Origin of the sequence: Bacillus sp. UNC437CL72CviS29 (assembly GCF_000482345.1) — a bacterium.
GTDB lineage: Bacteria > Bacillota > Bacilli > Bacillales > Bacillaceae_G > Bacillus_A > Bacillus_A arachidis.
In genome coordinates this window covers 24961-39674 of sequence record NZ_AXVB01000011.1, presented here as the reverse complement: position 1 = coordinate 39674, position 14714 = coordinate 24961, and the positions used below count along the sequence as shown (strand labels likewise).

The 14714-nt window shown below is 38.2% G+C and carries 15 protein-coding genes and 1 pseudogene; 2 read left to right on the top strand and 14 right to left on the bottom strand.

From position 1 onward, the window contains the following. The first annotated feature begins 120 nt into the window (after positions 1-120). Positions 121-507, top strand: coding sequence for a DoxX family protein (locus M014_RS0111430; protein WP_026591852.1), 387 nt, complete (start codon positions 121-123; stop codon positions 505-507). A 492-nt stretch (positions 508-999) separates the two neighbouring features. On the opposite strand, the gene M014_RS0111425 is transcribed toward M014_RS0111430, so the two are convergent. Together M014_RS0111425 and M014_RS30465 are read right to left on the bottom strand one after the other, a co-directional pair. Next, positions 1000-1614, bottom strand: coding sequence for a DUF975 family protein (locus M014_RS0111425; protein WP_026591851.1), 615 nt, complete (start codon positions 1612-1614; stop codon positions 1000-1002). A gap of 253 nt (positions 1615-1867) precedes the next feature. After that, a pseudogene (locus tag M014_RS30465) lies at positions 1868-2051 on the bottom strand (CPBP family intramembrane glutamic endopeptidase); the annotation flags it as partial. A gap of 101 nt (positions 2052-2152) precedes the next feature. Here M014_RS30465 and M014_RS0111420 point away from each other — a divergent pair. After that, positions 2153-2764: a flavin reductase family protein gene (locus tag M014_RS0111420; protein WP_026591850.1), complete on the top strand. Its 612-nt coding sequence runs from the start codon at positions 2153-2155 to the stop codon at positions 2762-2764. Between the two features lie 199 nt (positions 2765-2963). On the opposite strand, the gene M014_RS0111415 is transcribed toward M014_RS0111420, so the two are convergent. The 12 genes from M014_RS0111415 to murA all read right to left on the bottom strand — a co-directional run bounded on the left by M014_RS0111415 (position 2964) and on the right by murA (position 14705). Further along, positions 2964-3239 carry a DUF3935 domain-containing protein gene (locus M014_RS0111415; RefSeq protein ID WP_026591849.1) on the bottom strand — a complete coding sequence of 92 codons (276 nt, stop codon included), beginning with the start codon at positions 3237-3239 and terminating at the stop codon, positions 2964-2966. Between the two features lie 224 nt (positions 3240-3463). Beyond that, positions 3464-4012 carry a manganese efflux pump MntP gene (locus tag M014_RS0111410; protein ID WP_026591848.1) on the bottom strand — a complete coding sequence of 183 codons (549 nt, stop codon included), beginning with the start codon at positions 4010-4012 and terminating at the stop codon, positions 3464-3466. Between the two features lie 293 nt (positions 4013-4305). Further along, positions 4306-5349, bottom strand: coding sequence for an L-threonylcarbamoyladenylate synthase (locus M014_RS0111405; protein WP_026591847.1), 1044 nt, complete (start codon positions 5347-5349; stop codon positions 4306-4308). Between the two features lie 108 nt (positions 5350-5457). After that, a complete protein-coding gene (locus tag M014_RS0111400; protein ID WP_026591846.1) occupies positions 5458-5916 on the bottom strand; it encodes a mechanosensitive ion channel protein in 459 nt (152 codons plus the stop codon). Positions 5917-5966: 50 nt separating this feature from the next. Next, positions 5967-6815, bottom strand: coding sequence for a stage II sporulation protein R (spoIIR, locus tag M014_RS0111395; protein ID WP_026591845.1), 849 nt, complete (start codon positions 6813-6815; stop codon positions 5967-5969). Between the two features lie 274 nt (positions 6816-7089). Further along, the gene (gene prmC / locus M014_RS0111390; RefSeq protein WP_026591844.1) at positions 7090-7941 is read right to left on the bottom strand and encodes a peptide chain release factor N(5)-glutamine methyltransferase; all 852 of its coding nucleotides are present in this window, start codon (positions 7939-7941) and stop codon (positions 7090-7092) included. After that, on the bottom strand, positions 7941-9008 hold the full coding sequence (gene prfA, locus M014_RS0111385) for a peptide chain release factor 1 (protein ID WP_026591843.1): 1068 nt from the start codon (positions 9006-9008) through the stop codon (positions 7941-7943). Before prfA ends, prmC begins: the two co-directional genes overlap by 1 nt. A 174-nt stretch (positions 9009-9182) precedes the next feature. Next, positions 9183-9767 carry a thymidine kinase gene (locus tag M014_RS0111380; RefSeq protein ID WP_026591842.1) on the bottom strand — a complete coding sequence of 195 codons (585 nt, stop codon included), beginning with the start codon at positions 9765-9767 and terminating at the stop codon, positions 9183-9185. A 108-nt stretch (positions 9768-9875) separates the two neighbouring features. Then, on the bottom strand, positions 9876-10121 hold the full coding sequence (locus M014_RS0111375) for a type B 50S ribosomal protein L31 (protein WP_026591841.1): 246 nt from the start codon (positions 10119-10121) through the stop codon (positions 9876-9878). Between the two features lie 255 nt (positions 10122-10376). Next, on the bottom strand, positions 10377-11648 hold the full coding sequence (gene rho, locus M014_RS0111370; RefSeq protein ID WP_026591840.1) for a transcription termination factor Rho: 1272 nt from the start codon (positions 11646-11648) through the stop codon (positions 10377-10379). A 393-nt stretch (positions 11649-12041) separates the two neighbouring features. Then, positions 12042-13007 carry a class II fructose-bisphosphatase gene (gene glpX, locus M014_RS0111365; RefSeq protein ID WP_026591839.1) on the bottom strand — a complete coding sequence of 322 codons (966 nt, stop codon included), beginning with the start codon at positions 13005-13007 and terminating at the stop codon, positions 12042-12044. A 408-nt stretch (positions 13008-13415) separates the two neighbouring features. Next, positions 13416-14705 (bottom strand): UDP-N-acetylglucosamine 1-carboxyvinyltransferase, encoded by a 1290-nt coding sequence (murA, locus tag M014_RS0111360; protein ID WP_026591838.1) that lies wholly within the window; start codon positions 14703-14705, stop codon positions 13416-13418. Positions 14706-14714 lie beyond the last annotated feature (9 nt).

Genomic DNA, 14714 nt, shown 5'->3' with positions numbered 1-14714 from the left:
TTTTTGTTATTGATTTGTAAAATTTCTTTATGTTTTTTCGAAAGTCACTTGACTAAAGTAAGTAACTGATTTATTATAACTTACATAAGGTAAGTAAATAACTTTTTGGAGGTTTTATAGATGATGAACATCGGTCTTCTTATTATTCGTCTTATTATTGGAATTACATTCATGGGCCACGGTGCTCAGAAATTATTCGGTTGGTTTGGTGGTCACGGCCTAAAAGGAACAGGCGGCTGGATGGAATCAATTGGCTTACGCCCTGGCGTATTCATGGCATTTATGGCTGGTGCAACTGAACTATTAGGCGGTTTCTTATTCGCGGCAGGTATCTTCACTTGGGTTGGCTCATTATTTATCGTTGGTACAATGCTAGTTGCAATCTTTACTGTACACGGAAAAAATGGCTACTGGGTAACACAAAACGGTTTTGAATATAACATGATCTTAATCGCTATCGCAGTTGGTGTTGCATTAACTGGGCCTGGCGCTTATGTTTTACTTTAATTAATCATTTTGGTTTCAAGGTATTTTTTTACACCATCGGAATATACATTTGCAGTTAGATTGATAAATTTCTAACACTCAAGCTCATTAAAATAGTAAGACCACCAAGTAAAAAAACTTGGTGGTCTTTTGTTGTCCTTACAACTTTAATCCGTATAGATTTTCATTACTTTATCTTTCCTAAAATAGTAGATAATTATCTTCTTAAGGATTTCTACCAATATTCCTTCCTTGTACTCACCAATTCCCTTTTTATGTTTTGCATATGAATGTATTTCATAAGTTTTTCATCGCGTCAACTAGCGAATTATTGAAATGAAAACAATCATAGTAATTTAGTTGGGACTGTTGTGTCATAAGCCTAAGACATAAAAGTCCCAACTTGATGTACATACGATACAAAGTCCCCAACTCAGTAGAAACAAAACTCATAAAAAGAGTGCTTATAATGAGCCTCCATTGCCATTAAACTAAGCTTAAATAAAAATTAATTTAACTAGATTTTCTTTTGTAATAGTCTTGTGAAACTTTCTCATAAAACGCCGCTTTTGTAGTATAAAAATATGGGATTAACCACAAGAAACCGATTCCTAAAGTAAAGACACTTAATATAAACCAGCCAATAAAACTTAAACACATTACGAAATAATCCATTTTATTTCCGTTCATCATACGGCGACTTTCAGCAATAGCTTGGTTCATTGAAAATTCTGGGTGGTCATTTAAAATAAAGTAGGTCATGGTATAAGAGAAACATTTAACAATTCCCGGAATGATAAATAACAATATCCATAAAGCCAGATAGATACTAATTAGTAAATGTATTAAAATTGATTTAATGTATTTTTTGACCCCTGTACACCATTCAAATAATTGCCCAATTCCAACTGTTTTTTCTCGAACTGTATTTAAAGCAAGATGATAGGCACCTAGAGTTAAAGGGCAAACCATTAGTATTACAATAATATCTATCACAAGCGATTCTATCACTTCGCTCCAGCCACAAGTCCATAGGAAAGGAAACGTAAGGATCAATGTAATCCCTACTGCTAATCCCCATTTTCCATCAAGCTCATCAAGTGCTTGTTCTTTCAACTCACTAATCATGTAAGAAGCCTCCTAAATCTAATGAGTATTTTAACTCATACCAGTATACAACTCTCGTAGAGATTACAATAGCAATTTAGAAAATATATATTTAATTCAGCCTAAATTAACATAAGGTTTGTTCCGTTAAAGGTGTAACGAAATAATAAAGTCATTTCATTCTTCCCATCAATGCAGAGAGTTGAAATTCTTTAAAAGTTAATGCTTGTTTGGATTATTTTTCTTAATAAATTCTTTTCGTCAATTGATTCACCTATCGCTTAATTTTTCGATGTATCAGGTACATCATGCCGAACACCTTCGCCAATAAGATGAATTTAGCCAGTTCCATTCACTCGACATCCATCTATTAAATAAAAAATATTAAGTATGCCATGTAAAATTGCGGCTGACGTTACAGAAAGACTCTACTCTCTTGTATATTTCAAAATCATTGATTACAAAAACCGTCAAAAAAAATTTTTTTAGCAGGAGTTTCCCTCCATTATCTTGTAAACAAACAAAGAAGTATTCATATCAAGGAAGGGAGATTCTAAATATGCTTTCGATTAATCCAAATGAACAAACAGAAAAAGATAATTACAAATTATTAACGGGGAGTATTATTCCGCGCCCAGTCGCATTCGTTACTTCTATAACAAAAGACGGGGTTTTAAATGGAGCTCCATACAGCTATTTTAATATTGTTGCTGCTAATCCACCGCTCATCTCAGTTTCTGTGCAGCGAAAAGGAGGAGAGCGAAAAGATACTTCTCGAAACGCAATTGAGAAAGGTGAATTTGTTGTACATATTTCCGATGAATCCTATGTGGAGGCCATCAACGAAACCGCTGCAAACCTCCCTCCAACTCAAAGTGAAATTGAATTAGCTAAGCTAACCCCTATCGAAAGCGATGTCATCTCCGTACCAGGTGTAAAAGAAGCGAATATTCGAATGGAATGCGTATTAGAACAAGCCATCCCACTAGGAGGAACAGAAGACTCTCCCGCATGTGACCTACTAATCGGCCGCATTGTCCGTTTCCACATCGCAGAACATTTATATGAAAACGGGCGTATTCACGCAGAAGAACTAAAACCAATAAGCCGACTAGCCGGACACAACTACGCCAAATTAGGAGAACAATTTGAGCTTGTAAGGCCAATTTAAAAGCGAAAGCGGCTCGCTCAGAATGGGAGGAGGATGGTGCTTCTGACGTAGAGGCGCTTTTTGCCTCGCAGGAAGATGTGAAGCCACCGACCATTCTTGCCGCTGCAGCTGGATATTTTTAAAAGCGGAAGCGGCTCGCTCATTTTATAACACAAAAAGACCAGCCTAGGCATCACACAAGCTGGTCTTCTTCTATATATTATACTTCCCCGCGCTTTTTCTCTAACACAGGCGCACTTTCCTTTTTCGGATTCCCAAGCTTTATAACAAAGAAATAGAGCGAAAGTAATGTAATGAGAAAAACGATTACAAATGGGTAAGGAGAATAAAACATACGAGCTGCTTCTGTTCTCCCCTGAATGAATTTTAAAGAATCTATATTTAGAAACTCCGCAAACATTTGTACACCGAGCACACTAAACCAAAATACGAAAAAACTAATAATAATACCAAAAACTTGTTTTATCCTTGTCATTCCTATCATCCTTTTTACCATATAAGATTTTCCATTAAAATAACAACTGTTAGAAAAAATGTTTTGTACAGAAAGGAATTAATTTATATTGACCGTTCACGAATGAATCTAGTTTAGTCCAGCACTGTTATTTGTAAAATAACCGCAAAACAACAAGCATGTGTAACTATCTTGAAAAAAATATAAACAAAACAGATGTACCATTTTCTTATATCGTAGCAAGATTATATTGGAAAAAGAAGACATAATCCAAAACCAACAAGAATGATACCCCCGATTACTTCACCGTACATACCAAGTAAACGCTTTGCATGTCTTCCAATCAGTAAACCACTCCAGGCTAATATCATACTAACCAGTCCAAATAGTAAGATTGTTACAATCATTTGTGCTCCGTAAATCCCAAGACTGAGCCCAACCGAAAAACTATCAACACTCACACTAAACGCAAATATAAGTAAACTTATCCCCACCGGAGCAGATCTTGTCTCTTCCCCTTCTAAAATTGCAGAGTATACAATATAAAACCCTAATCCAATTAATAAAATAGCCCCGGCAACAGTTGCCATATGACCAAATGTCTCCGATAAAAAACGTCCTAGTATCATACCAAGAAACGGCATAACAATATGAAACACCCCTATTGTCATACCGATATACATGATTTGTCGCATTCTAAGGGCTACCATCCCCATGCCGAGGCTTACAGAAAATGCATCCATTCCTAAGGCAAATGCCATTATAAACAACGGTAGTATTTGTTCGATCGTCATTCTCGTCCCTCCTCGGACTCGCTACTTCACAATATGCTCATCCGAGGAAAAATAGAATCTACGAATTTCTTCTAGATAACTTGAAACTTCCAGCAAAATCTTTACAGGATACCTTCGTTTCAATTGTTCAATCTTCTCATCACGAGTTATGAAAACAAAAGGTAAACCACACTCGTTTTCTCCTTCTGGTTTCACTTGGCATGTGGCTAAAAAAGGTGGTAACCGCTTCTATACATAAGCGGATCCTCTCTCCCACCTTAAAAAATAGGTTTTTATCTCATTTTTCAACCCATCTACTCTTCAATAATAATATGATGCCCTGCTGCTTTCGTTAGACGGTTCATAATTGCATTTCCAATTCCTTCATTCGGAAATGACTCACTAAAAATCATATCCACTTTACTAGCATCGAATGTTCGAAGCACATCGTATAATTTCGTCGCAACGCTTGCTAAATCACTTCGCATACCACAAGATAACACAACATCTGCTTTATACACATGTTGATTCTCTTCTGTCGTTAATACACCGACTGCATAACCTTCACTTTTCTTCTTATCCACAAGCTGTTGAATAAAATCACGTGATCCTTCTACAATACTAAGTGGTGCTTTCGGTGCATAATGGGTATATTTCATTCCTGGCGCCTTCGGTTTCTCTTTTTCATCTTTTAGCGCAGGATCCAAAGAAACTGTTCCGATCACGTCTTCTAATTGCTCCTTCGTAATCCCGCCTGGACGTAAAATCGTTGGCACGTCACTTGTACAATCTATTACTGTTGATTCAACGCCAACACCTGTTGCACCGCCGTCAACAATACCAGCAATTTTCCCATTTAAATCTTCATATACGTGAGATGCAAGTGTTGGACTTGGGCGTCCAGAACGATTAGCACTTGGCGCTGCGACAGGTACATTTGCTTCCTCAATAAGAGCAAGTGCCACTGGATGATCCGGCATTCTCACTCCAACCGTATCTAAGCCCGCTGTAACCTTCTCTGAAATCCCATCTTTTTTAGGCAAAATAATCGTTAATGGCCCCGGCCAAAAATGCTTCATTAATTCTTCCGCAACCGGCGTAATTTCTCTAACAATTTCTCCTAATTGTGATTTTGCACCAATGTGGACAATAAGTGGATTATCACTCGGTCTGCCTTTTGCTTCAAAAATCTTCGCAATCGCTTCATCATTCATCGCATTTGCTCCTAGTCCATAAACCGTTTCAGTTGGAAAGGCAATTGCTTCATTTTCTCTTAATAATCTTGCTGCTTCTTGTAATTGTGGATAATCTTTTTTTATTTCCACAAAATTATCCACAACCCACATATTTGTATGCATTTTTTCACACGTCCTTTTCTTCCATGAAATACTTGTCTATTGTTAGTTTACTATGACATTTATCCAAAAGACAAACAAGGTTTATCCACAAAATGTGGATAAACCTAATTAATCCGTGGATAACTTTGTGAATAGCTGACAATTTAGTATTATTACATCCTGCTGTTTTATATTTTCACAAAAATGTTCTAGTTGCTGAATATCATCTGACACTTGATCTTTTTCCACAGATATAAAGTTGAAAAACTGAAATATCGTCACAGATTGTGGATGATTTGTGAGTAAATATACTTGCCAGATATTTTTCTCTTTCATATACTGCAAAAACATTTCAAAAAAATATAAGAAAGTCTCGTTATCCACAGCAGGTGTGAACAAACAAGAACGAATGAGTGCGTTCTCTCCTTTTTGTTCATAACCAATGACAGCCTGGATTTCTCCGTTATCTTCCATTATCATAAATTGCCCGTATAACTCATTTATTTTATCATCTTTTTTATTAGCTTGTCCGAAAAAAGAATGTAACCTATCAACATCATCTTTTGTAGCAAAATAAGTTTTTTTCACAGCAAATCCCTCCTCATTTCTATATATGGGGAAGGATTCAAAAATAGTACTTATTTAGAAAATAATGAGGAAAATACTTCTACAATAAATAATTTAACTTCTGGCTTGTCCTCTTGCTCTTCTACTTCTACTGTTTCAATTGTTTGCTCTTGTTTCTTTTCAACCGTTTTTTCTGTTTTTTCCACCAGCTGTTTTTCTTCCTGTTTCACGCTTTTCTCTTGCGCAGGCTTTTTACTTGTCTCTTTCACAGCAGTTTGCACTTTTGAAGCAACCTCTTTTTTCGATGTTTCTTGTCTTATTGTTTGCTTCGATACTTCTTCTTTTTCTTCCTTCAGTGCTACTGGTTGTTCTTCCTCATCAATTGATTCCGCTTTTACAACATGCTCTTCTTTTTTTACCGCTGATCCACTTGAGAAGTCTAGAAAACACATCGGTGGGAATAACACGCACCACCAATTTGCACCTTCACCTTTTCCAATTGAAATGAGTACTGCTTCATATTCCCCTGCTGGATAAATAAAATTCCCATATACTTTTGTAGGAAATTTAATGTTTTTCCCAAATGTAACTTGAAAGGATTCTTTACTTCCTTCTCGCTTTAATGTTTCAGCAACCGTTTTTTCAATTTCCGGGATGTGACTTTGAATGACACGACGTGCATCCTCAAATGATTTCAAATCTGCTACCCAACCATCAATTTGTGCTTTTACTTCGTCACGCACTTTACGCTTTAACGCTTGATCTTTATCTGAATCGCTATTTGCTAAAATACGTAATCGTACAGCTTCTTTCGGGATAACAGTATTCCCCTTCGCATCAGCTTTCATATATCCAAACTGCACAAGTAGCTGTGCACCAATTAATAATAAAAGAAAATAGGCAATCACTTGTTTTTTCATGTCTTTGCACCGTCCCTTCTGGTAAACAGTGTAGACACACTTACCTCTTTCTAAACTATTAAATTCTAAATCTATAGAAAAACTTTCGAGGATATAAAACCTTTCTTTGTGGATGGGAAAGAGCATCTAGCCATGTACAGATACGGTCAGGGCCTTTTCCTACCCCGTTCCACATGAAAACAAAAGGAGAAAACGAGTGGAGAACTTCTTTTGTTTTCATAACCGTGATGTATATGCAACAAATCAACATAAAAAAATGGAGTAAGGTTCTACCTTACTCCATCTCTGCAAAGACCATACGATCTTTTCCGTTAATATCAAAGACAACTTCTACATCTGCATGTGGGAATGTCTGTTTCAATAATTCTTTTACATCCTCACCTTGCCCTACACCTATTTCAAAAGCAACAATCGCTTTCTTGTGCAAAACGTTTGGCAACTCTTCCATAAAACGACGATAAAAATCAAGTCCATCTTCCCCGCCTACAAGTGCACGCTTTGGTTCATGCTCTTTTACAACCGGAGAAAGACCTCTCCAGTCTTCTTCTGGAATATAAGGCGGATTGGAAACAACAACATCTAATTTTTGTCCTGTTTCATAAAACGGTGATAATAAATCACCATGATAGAAGGTTACATTGGCACCTAATGCTTTTGCATTTTCTTTCGCAACTTCAATCGATTCCTGCGCAATATCTACTGTATATACATGAAGATTTTGATTTTCTAAGGCAAGTGTAATTGAAATAGCTCCACTCCCCGTACCAATATCAGCTACATGTAGTTCCCGCTTCCCAAACATACGCTGGACTCTATCTAGCACACCTACTATAAGCTCTTCTGTTTCTGGCCTCGGTATTAACACCTCTTCATTTACAAAAAACGAACGACCATAAAACATTTCATATCCAATCATATATTGAACAGGAATCCCATCAACGTGTTTGTGAATAAATTCCGTAAAAGTCTTCTCTTGTTCCTCAGATATTGCTTCGCGCATATTCATCATTAAACCTGTTCGGTTCGTCTTTAATACATGACAAAGGACGATTTCTCCCGCATTTTCATCTCGCCCATTTTCTTGTAAAAAAGAAGAAGCCCATTTCAGGGCTTCATAGACACGCATTACTCAGCTGCCTCCATCTTTTGCGCTTGATCTTCCATCACTAAGGCGTTAATGAAATCATCTAACTTACCTTGTAAGATTTGATCTAGCTTTTGAATCGTTAAACCGATTCGATGGTCTGTAACACGGTTTTGCGGGAAGTTATACGTACGGATACGCTCTGAACGGTCTCCCGTACCAACAGCTTGCTTACGGTTTTGATCGTACTCAGCCTGAGCTTCTTGCCTAAACTTATCATAAACACGCGCACGTAATACTTTCATTGCTTTTTCTTTGTTCTTAATTTGTGACTTTTCATCCTGACAAGATACAACTACACCAGTCGGCAAATGCGTTAAACGTACCGCTGACATCGTTGTATTAACACTTTGTCCACCAGGTCCACTAGAAGCAAACGTATCAACACGAACATCTTTTTCATGAATATCGATTTCCACTTCTTCCGCTTCTGGTAATACAGCTACAGTTGCTGTAGAAGTATGGATACGTCCCCCAGATTCTGTTTCCGGAACACGTTGCACACGGTGTGCACCATTTTCAAATTTCAATTTTGCGAAAGCACCTTTACCGTTGATCATAAAGATAATCTCTTTATATCCACCTAATTCTGTATAGCTTGCCTCGATAATTTCAGTTTTCCAACCTTGCACCTCAGCATAACGGCTATACATACGGTATAAGTCACCGGCAAATAAAGCAGCCTCATCGCCACCAGCAGCACCACGTACCTCTACGATAACGTTTTTATCATCGTTCGGGTCTTTTGGAACAAGTAAAATTTTCAGACGCTCTGATAATTCCTTCTCTTGCCTCTCTAGCTCAGAAACTTCTTCCTTTACCATTTCACGCATGTCAGCATCTAACTTATCTTCTAACATTGCCTTCGCGTCTCGTAATTGCTCACGAACATCTTTATATTCACGGTACACCTCTACCGTTTCTTGAATATCAGATTGTTCCTTTGAATATTCACGAAGTTTATTCGAATCACTAATAACCTCTGGATCACTTAATAATTCGTTTAACTTCTCATAACGATCTTCTACAGCTTGCAAACGATCTAACACATCATTCACCTCAACATCCTAGTATCTAATACAAATAGTATATGGTACTTAATCAAAAAAACGCAAATTATTATTTTAAAAGCGCAGGCGGCTCGCTTAGTTCTGACACACAAAGAGCTTGCCCCAATCTTCATCTATTTTCGAAAAAAACCCGCCCTATGTAGCGAGTTTCACTTATCTTTGTTTTGTAGGTACCGCATGACAATGACGGCAACGCGGCTCATATGACTCTGAAGCTCCAACTAAAATAATTGGATCATCAAAAGAAGCTGGTTCATTATCAATCAAGCGCTGTGTACGACTTGCTGGAGATCCGCATACAGAACAAACTGCTTGCAGCTTCGTTACATATTCGGCAATCGCCATCAGCTGAGGAACTTGTCCAAATGGTAGACCACGGAAATCTTGGTCTAAACCGGCTACAATGACACGATAGCCACGATTTGCCAATATTTGCACCACTTCCACAATGTCCCCATCAAAGAACTGCACCTCATCAATTGCAATAACGTCCATTTCTTCTGTTATATGATTAAATATATCTTTTGAAGCTGAAACAGGAACTGCTCTTACCTTTAATCCATTATGTGAGACAACATCTTCTTCACTATAACGGTTATCAATACATGGTTTAAATACAATCGCCTGTTGCTTTGCAAATTGCGTACGACGTACGCGGCGGATGAGCTCTTCTGATTTCCCAGAAAACATACTTCCGCAAATCACTTCAATCCAACCGTTTTGATTTATTAAGTACATGGAGCTCTCCTTTCATCTACTTTTTATCCAAAGTAGGGTAAAGGTTTAATATTTTCGCAAAAAAAACAGACAAGCGAATAGATACACTTGCCTGTTTTATGTTTTTTATTACTTAAGACCGTATTTCTTATTGAAGCGGTCAACACGTCCGTCTGCAGTAGCAAACTTCTGACGTCCAGTGTAGAATGGGTGAGAATCAGAACTGATCTCAACTTTTAGTAATGGATAAGTGTTTCCATCTTCCCACTCAATTGTTTCGCTAGAACCTTTAGTAGATCCGCTTAAGAATTTGAAGCCTGTGTTTGTGTCCATGAATACAACTTTCTTGTAATCTGGATGGATTCCTGCTTTCATTCTTTTCATCTCCTTCCGCCCTGAATCATTTTCGAAACAGAGTTTTTCATCTTTAGCTGCAATCACAACTATATTGATGAAACACATATGATGAAATTATAACAAGGCTAACTTCATTTTGCAACTACCTGTTTTTGTCTTTTTAAAATAAAAGTGCAAGCGGCTCATCCAGCTCTGATTGGCTAAATTTCTCTCATAAAAAAGCATGGAAAAACTCGCTTAGTATAAAAATAAGCGAGTCATCACCGTTTCCCTTTACTTCGTTGTTACATATCTTTTTGAGTCCGCAACAATGTTTTGTAAAAATTCTTCATTTGTTTTCGTTTGACGCAACTTACGTAAGAAGCTCTCAACAAAGTCTGGTGTATCACGCATTGTTTTACGAATACCCCATAGCTTGTCTAGATGTTCTTTAGGAATTAATAGATCTTCTTTACGTGTACCAGAGCGGCGAATATCAATCGCCGGGAAGATACGACGTTCAGCTAACGAGCGATCTAAATGAAGTTCCATATTACCAGTTCCTTTAAATTCTTCGTAGATTACATCATCCATACGAGAACCTGTATCAACAAGTGCTGTTGCTAAAATCGTTAAGCTACCGCCCTCTTCGATGTTACGAGCTGCCCCGAAAAATCGTTTTGGTCGATGGAACGCAGCTGGGTCTATACCACCCGACAATGTACGTCCACTTGGCGGGATAACGAGGTTGTAAGCACGTGCTAAACGGGTAATACTATCCATTAAAATGATAACGTCTTTCTTATGTTCTACAAGACGCATCGCACGTTCTAATACAAGCTCAGCTACCTTAATATGATTTTCCGGCACTTCATCGAACGTAGAACTTACAACATCACCTTTGACAGAACGTTCAATATCCGTTACTTCCTCTGGACGCTCATCAATTAAAAGCACAATCAGTTCCGCTTCCGGATGATTTGTTGTAACACTGTGAGCAATTTCTTTTAACAGTATCGTCTTACCAGCCTTAGGAGGCGCGACAATTAAACCACGTTGTCCAAATCCAACTGGTGCGATTAAATCCATGATGCGTGTTGATAATTTCTTTGTTTCTGTTTCCAATTTCATTTGACGATTTGGATATAACGGTGTTAATGCAGGGAAATGCACACGCTCTTTTGCTGATTCCGGATCATCACCATTTACCGCTTCAACTTGTAACAATCCAAAATAGCGTTCATTTTCTTTCGGAGGTCGTACTTTACCAGAAACTTTATCTCCATTACGCAAATCAAAACGACGAATTTGCGAAGCTGAAATATAGATATCTTCTGAGCTTGGAGAATAGTTGATCGGACGTAAAAATCCGAATCCTTCTGATTGAATAATTTCTAGTACACCTTCCATGAAAAAGAAACCTTCTTTTTCTGCGCGAGCTTTTAATATAGCAAAAATTAACTCTTTCTTTGTTAATTTGCTGTAATACGAAATCTTAAATTCTTTCGCAAGCTCATATAATTCTTTTAACTTCATGTTTTCTAATGCTGCAATTGACAAATTCATTCAGACACCACACTTTAATATTATTCTCTTTTCACATGGGTAAAGGGAAAAAATACGGAAGGCAAATACATAATAATGAAAGGCAATAAGTTCAAGTAGGATAATATCCACTATTGTAACCCTTTTATCTAGTTTTAATCAATACGTTGTAACACAAATACAAGAAGCGAAGACAAGAAAAGTTGTCTCCGCTTTTTATATCGCTTCTGTTTTTTTCTTTACACCATTTGGATGAGGGCAAAATCAAAGCTGATTGAGCCATTTTCACTTTTTATTTAATCCAGCTCCGGCAGCTAGAATGGTCGGTGGCTTCGCGTCTTCCTACGAGGCAAAATACGCCTCTTCGTCAGAAGCTCCATCCCCCTTCCATTCTGATCAAGCTGCTTCCGCTTTTTATTTAATAACCAAATTCGGTTTTTTATTTAAGCTGTGACGTCCGTCAACAAAGCGAACTGTCCCAGATTTTGCACGCATAACAAGGGATTCTGTTGTACCAACGCTACCTTTAAATTGAACGCCGCGTAGTAATTCTCCATCTGTTACACCTGTTGCTGCAAAGATTGCATCGTCACCTTTTACTAAGTCCTCCATACGAAGAATACGATTAGTATCTTCAATACCCATCTTTTTGCAACGAGCTAATTCTGCTTCGTTTTGAGGGAGAAGTTTCCCGTGAATTTCTCCACCTAAACATTTTAATGCAACTGCTGCAAGAACGCCTTCAGGTGCACCACCAGAACCGAATAAAATATCAACACCTGTACGATCAAATGCTGTATTAATCGCTCCTGCTACATCGCCATCATTAATCAATTTAATACGAGCGCCAGCTTTACGAATTTCTTCAATAATCGCTTGGTGACGTGGTCGGTTTAGCACTGTTGCAACAACATCTTCAATATCTTTATTTTTTGCTTTTGCAACGGCACGTAAGTTATCAATAATAGGTGCATCAATATCAACTGCACCTACCGCTTCTGGCCCAACCGCGATTTTATCCATGTACATGTCAGGAGCATGTAACAAATTACCGTGATCCGCAATCGCAATAACAGCAAGTGCATTCCAGCCTCCAGCTGCTACAATATTTGTTCCTTCTAACGGATCAACCGCTACATCAACACGTGGACCGTATCCTGTACCTAATTTTTCCCCGATGTACAGCATTGGCGCTTCATCCATTTCTCCCTCACCAATTACAACTGTACCTTTCATCGGAATTGTATCGAATACATCACGCATTGCAGATGTTGCTGCACCGTCTGCTTCATCTTTTTTGCCGCGTCCCATCCAACGCGCTGATGATAATGCTGCAGCCTCTGTTACACGTACTAACTCCATAGATAAACTTCTTTCCACAATAATCCCTCTCCTTTAAGTCTTAATATTTATGCCGTATTTTGTGAACTGTTTCTTTCTATGAAAACTCCCCCACTTAACTCCTTTGGATCTTAAAGTAGGGGTTTCTCGTGCATCTTAACAGATCATTAACACGAGTGGAGTTGACATAGTTGCCTAATGGCTCAACCCCTCTATTCCATTAGCAAATACCTTTGGAACTACTTTTTTTGTACACAGCGTTCAAGAATGCAGTTACTAACAATGCTACTCTATCCCCAGACCTATTCCTTAAGGATAGAGTTCTCTTTCTTGTTTTTTCATAAAGAGCAACTTCCGTCAGCAGCGATTTTCGTTCCCCACTAACGAAAGCGCCACCACTTTGCCTTTATTCTGCAATAACAGTACATTGCTAGCAATCATTGCAATTTATGCATTTTTCATTTCTTCAATCTCTTGCTGCGTCATTTGTTCTCGCCAAATGTTTGCACCAAGACCTTTAAGCTTGTCTACTATATTTTCATAACCTCGGTCAATATGCTCAAGCCCTGTCACTTCTGTAATACCATCAGCCATTAATCCTGCAATTACAAGTGCAGCACCTGCTCGTAAGTCGCTCGCTTTTACCTTTGCTCCTTGTAACGAGACAGGCCCAGTCACAATAGCAGAACGGCCTTCTACCTTAATTTGTGCATTCATTCGGCGCAATTCATCGATATGTTTGAAACGAGCGCCATAAATCGTATCCGTTACAACTCCCGTACCATGCGCCTTTGTTAAAAGAGTTGTAAAAGGTTGTTGCAAATCTGTCGGAAATCCTGGATACACAAGTGTTTTTATATCAACTATTCGGAGTTTACGATTCCCATTCACCGTAATTTGATCATCGTTCGTCTCGACTTGTACACCAGCTTCTCGTAATTTTGCGGTGATTGACTCTAAATGTTGCGGGATTACATTATCAACTGTTACTTCTCCACCAGATGCCGCTCCTAAAATCATGTACGTACCTGCTTCAATTCGGTCTGGAATAATAGAATGATGACAACCGTGAAGAGAATTCACACCATCAATGCGAATTACATCTGTACCAGCACCTTTAATTCGTGCTCCCATACTTGTTAGTAATGTCGCTACATCAATAATTTCTGGTTCTTTCGCAGCATTTTCAATCACTGTTCTACCTTTTGCACGCACAGCTGCTAGCATAATGTTAATTGTTGCTCCTACACTCACAACATCTAAATAAATACGAGCTCCTCGTAATTCATCCGCTCTTAAATAGATTGCACCTTGCTCATTTGTCACATGTGCACCTAATGCCTCAAATCCTTTAATGTGCTGATCGATTGGCCTTGGTCCTAAGTGACATCCACCAGGAAGCCCAATTACAGCTTTTTTAAAGCGGCCAAGCATAGCGCCCATCAAGTAATAAGAAGCACGTAATCTTTTTACCTTCCCATTTGGCAAAGGCATAGCAACCATTTTGGAAGGATCAATTGTCATCTCTTCCTCCTGATTGTATGTTACAACTCCTCCAATTTCCTCTAGTAGATCTCCTAACATCTTCACATCTGAAATATTAGGTACACCACCGATGGTCACTGGAGTATCAGCTAGAATGGTCGCTGGAATTAGAGCAACAGCACTATTTTTTGCACCGCTCACGCGAATTGATCCATTTAAAGGTCGTCCACCTTCAATCAGCAACTTTTCCATGTTGAGCTC

Excerpts from the sequence above, each read along its gene's own strand:
- M014_RS0111380 (WP_026591842.1), bottom strand. The coding sequence starts at position 9,767 with ATGTACTTAATAAATCAAAACGGTTGGATTGAAGTGATTTGCGGAAGT.
- M014_RS0111415 (WP_026591849.1), bottom strand. The coding sequence starts at position 3,239 with ATGACAAGGATAAAACAAGTTTTTGGTATTATTATTAGTTTTTTCGTA.
- M014_RS0111405 (WP_026591847.1), bottom strand. The coding sequence starts at position 5,349 with ATGCATACAAATATGTGGGTTGTGGATAATTTTGTGGAAATAAAAAAA.
- M014_RS0111430 (WP_026591852.1), top strand. The coding sequence starts at position 121 with ATGATGAACATCGGTCTTCTTATTATTCGTCTTATTATTGGAATTACA.
- murA (WP_026591838.1), bottom strand. The coding sequence starts at position 14,705 with ATGGAAAAGTTGCTGATTGAAGGTGGACGACCTTTAAATGGATCAATT.
- M014_RS0111410 (WP_026591848.1), bottom strand. The coding sequence starts at position 4,012 with ATGACGATCGAACAAATACTACCGTTGTTTATAATGGCATTTGCCTTA.
- M014_RS0111420 (WP_026591850.1), top strand. The coding sequence starts at position 2,153 with ATGCTTTCGATTAATCCAAATGAACAAACAGAAAAAGATAATTACAAA.
- spoIIR (WP_026591845.1), bottom strand. The coding sequence starts at position 6,815 with ATGAAAAAACAAGTGATTGCCTATTTTCTTTTATTATTAATTGGTGCA.
- M014_RS0111425 (WP_026591851.1), bottom strand. The coding sequence starts at position 1,614 with ATGATTAGTGAGTTGAAAGAACAAGCACTTGATGAGCTTGATGGAAAA.
- M014_RS0111375 (WP_026591841.1), bottom strand. The coding sequence starts at position 10,121 with ATGAAAGCAGGAATCCATCCAGATTACAAGAAAGTTGTATTCATGGAC.
- rho (WP_026591840.1), bottom strand. The coding sequence starts at position 11,648 with ATGAATTTGTCAATTGCAGCATTAGAAAACATGAAGTTAAAAGAATTA.
- prmC (WP_026591844.1), bottom strand. The coding sequence starts at position 7,941 with ATGCGTGTCTATGAAGCCCTGAAATGGGCTTCTTCTTTTTTACAAGAA.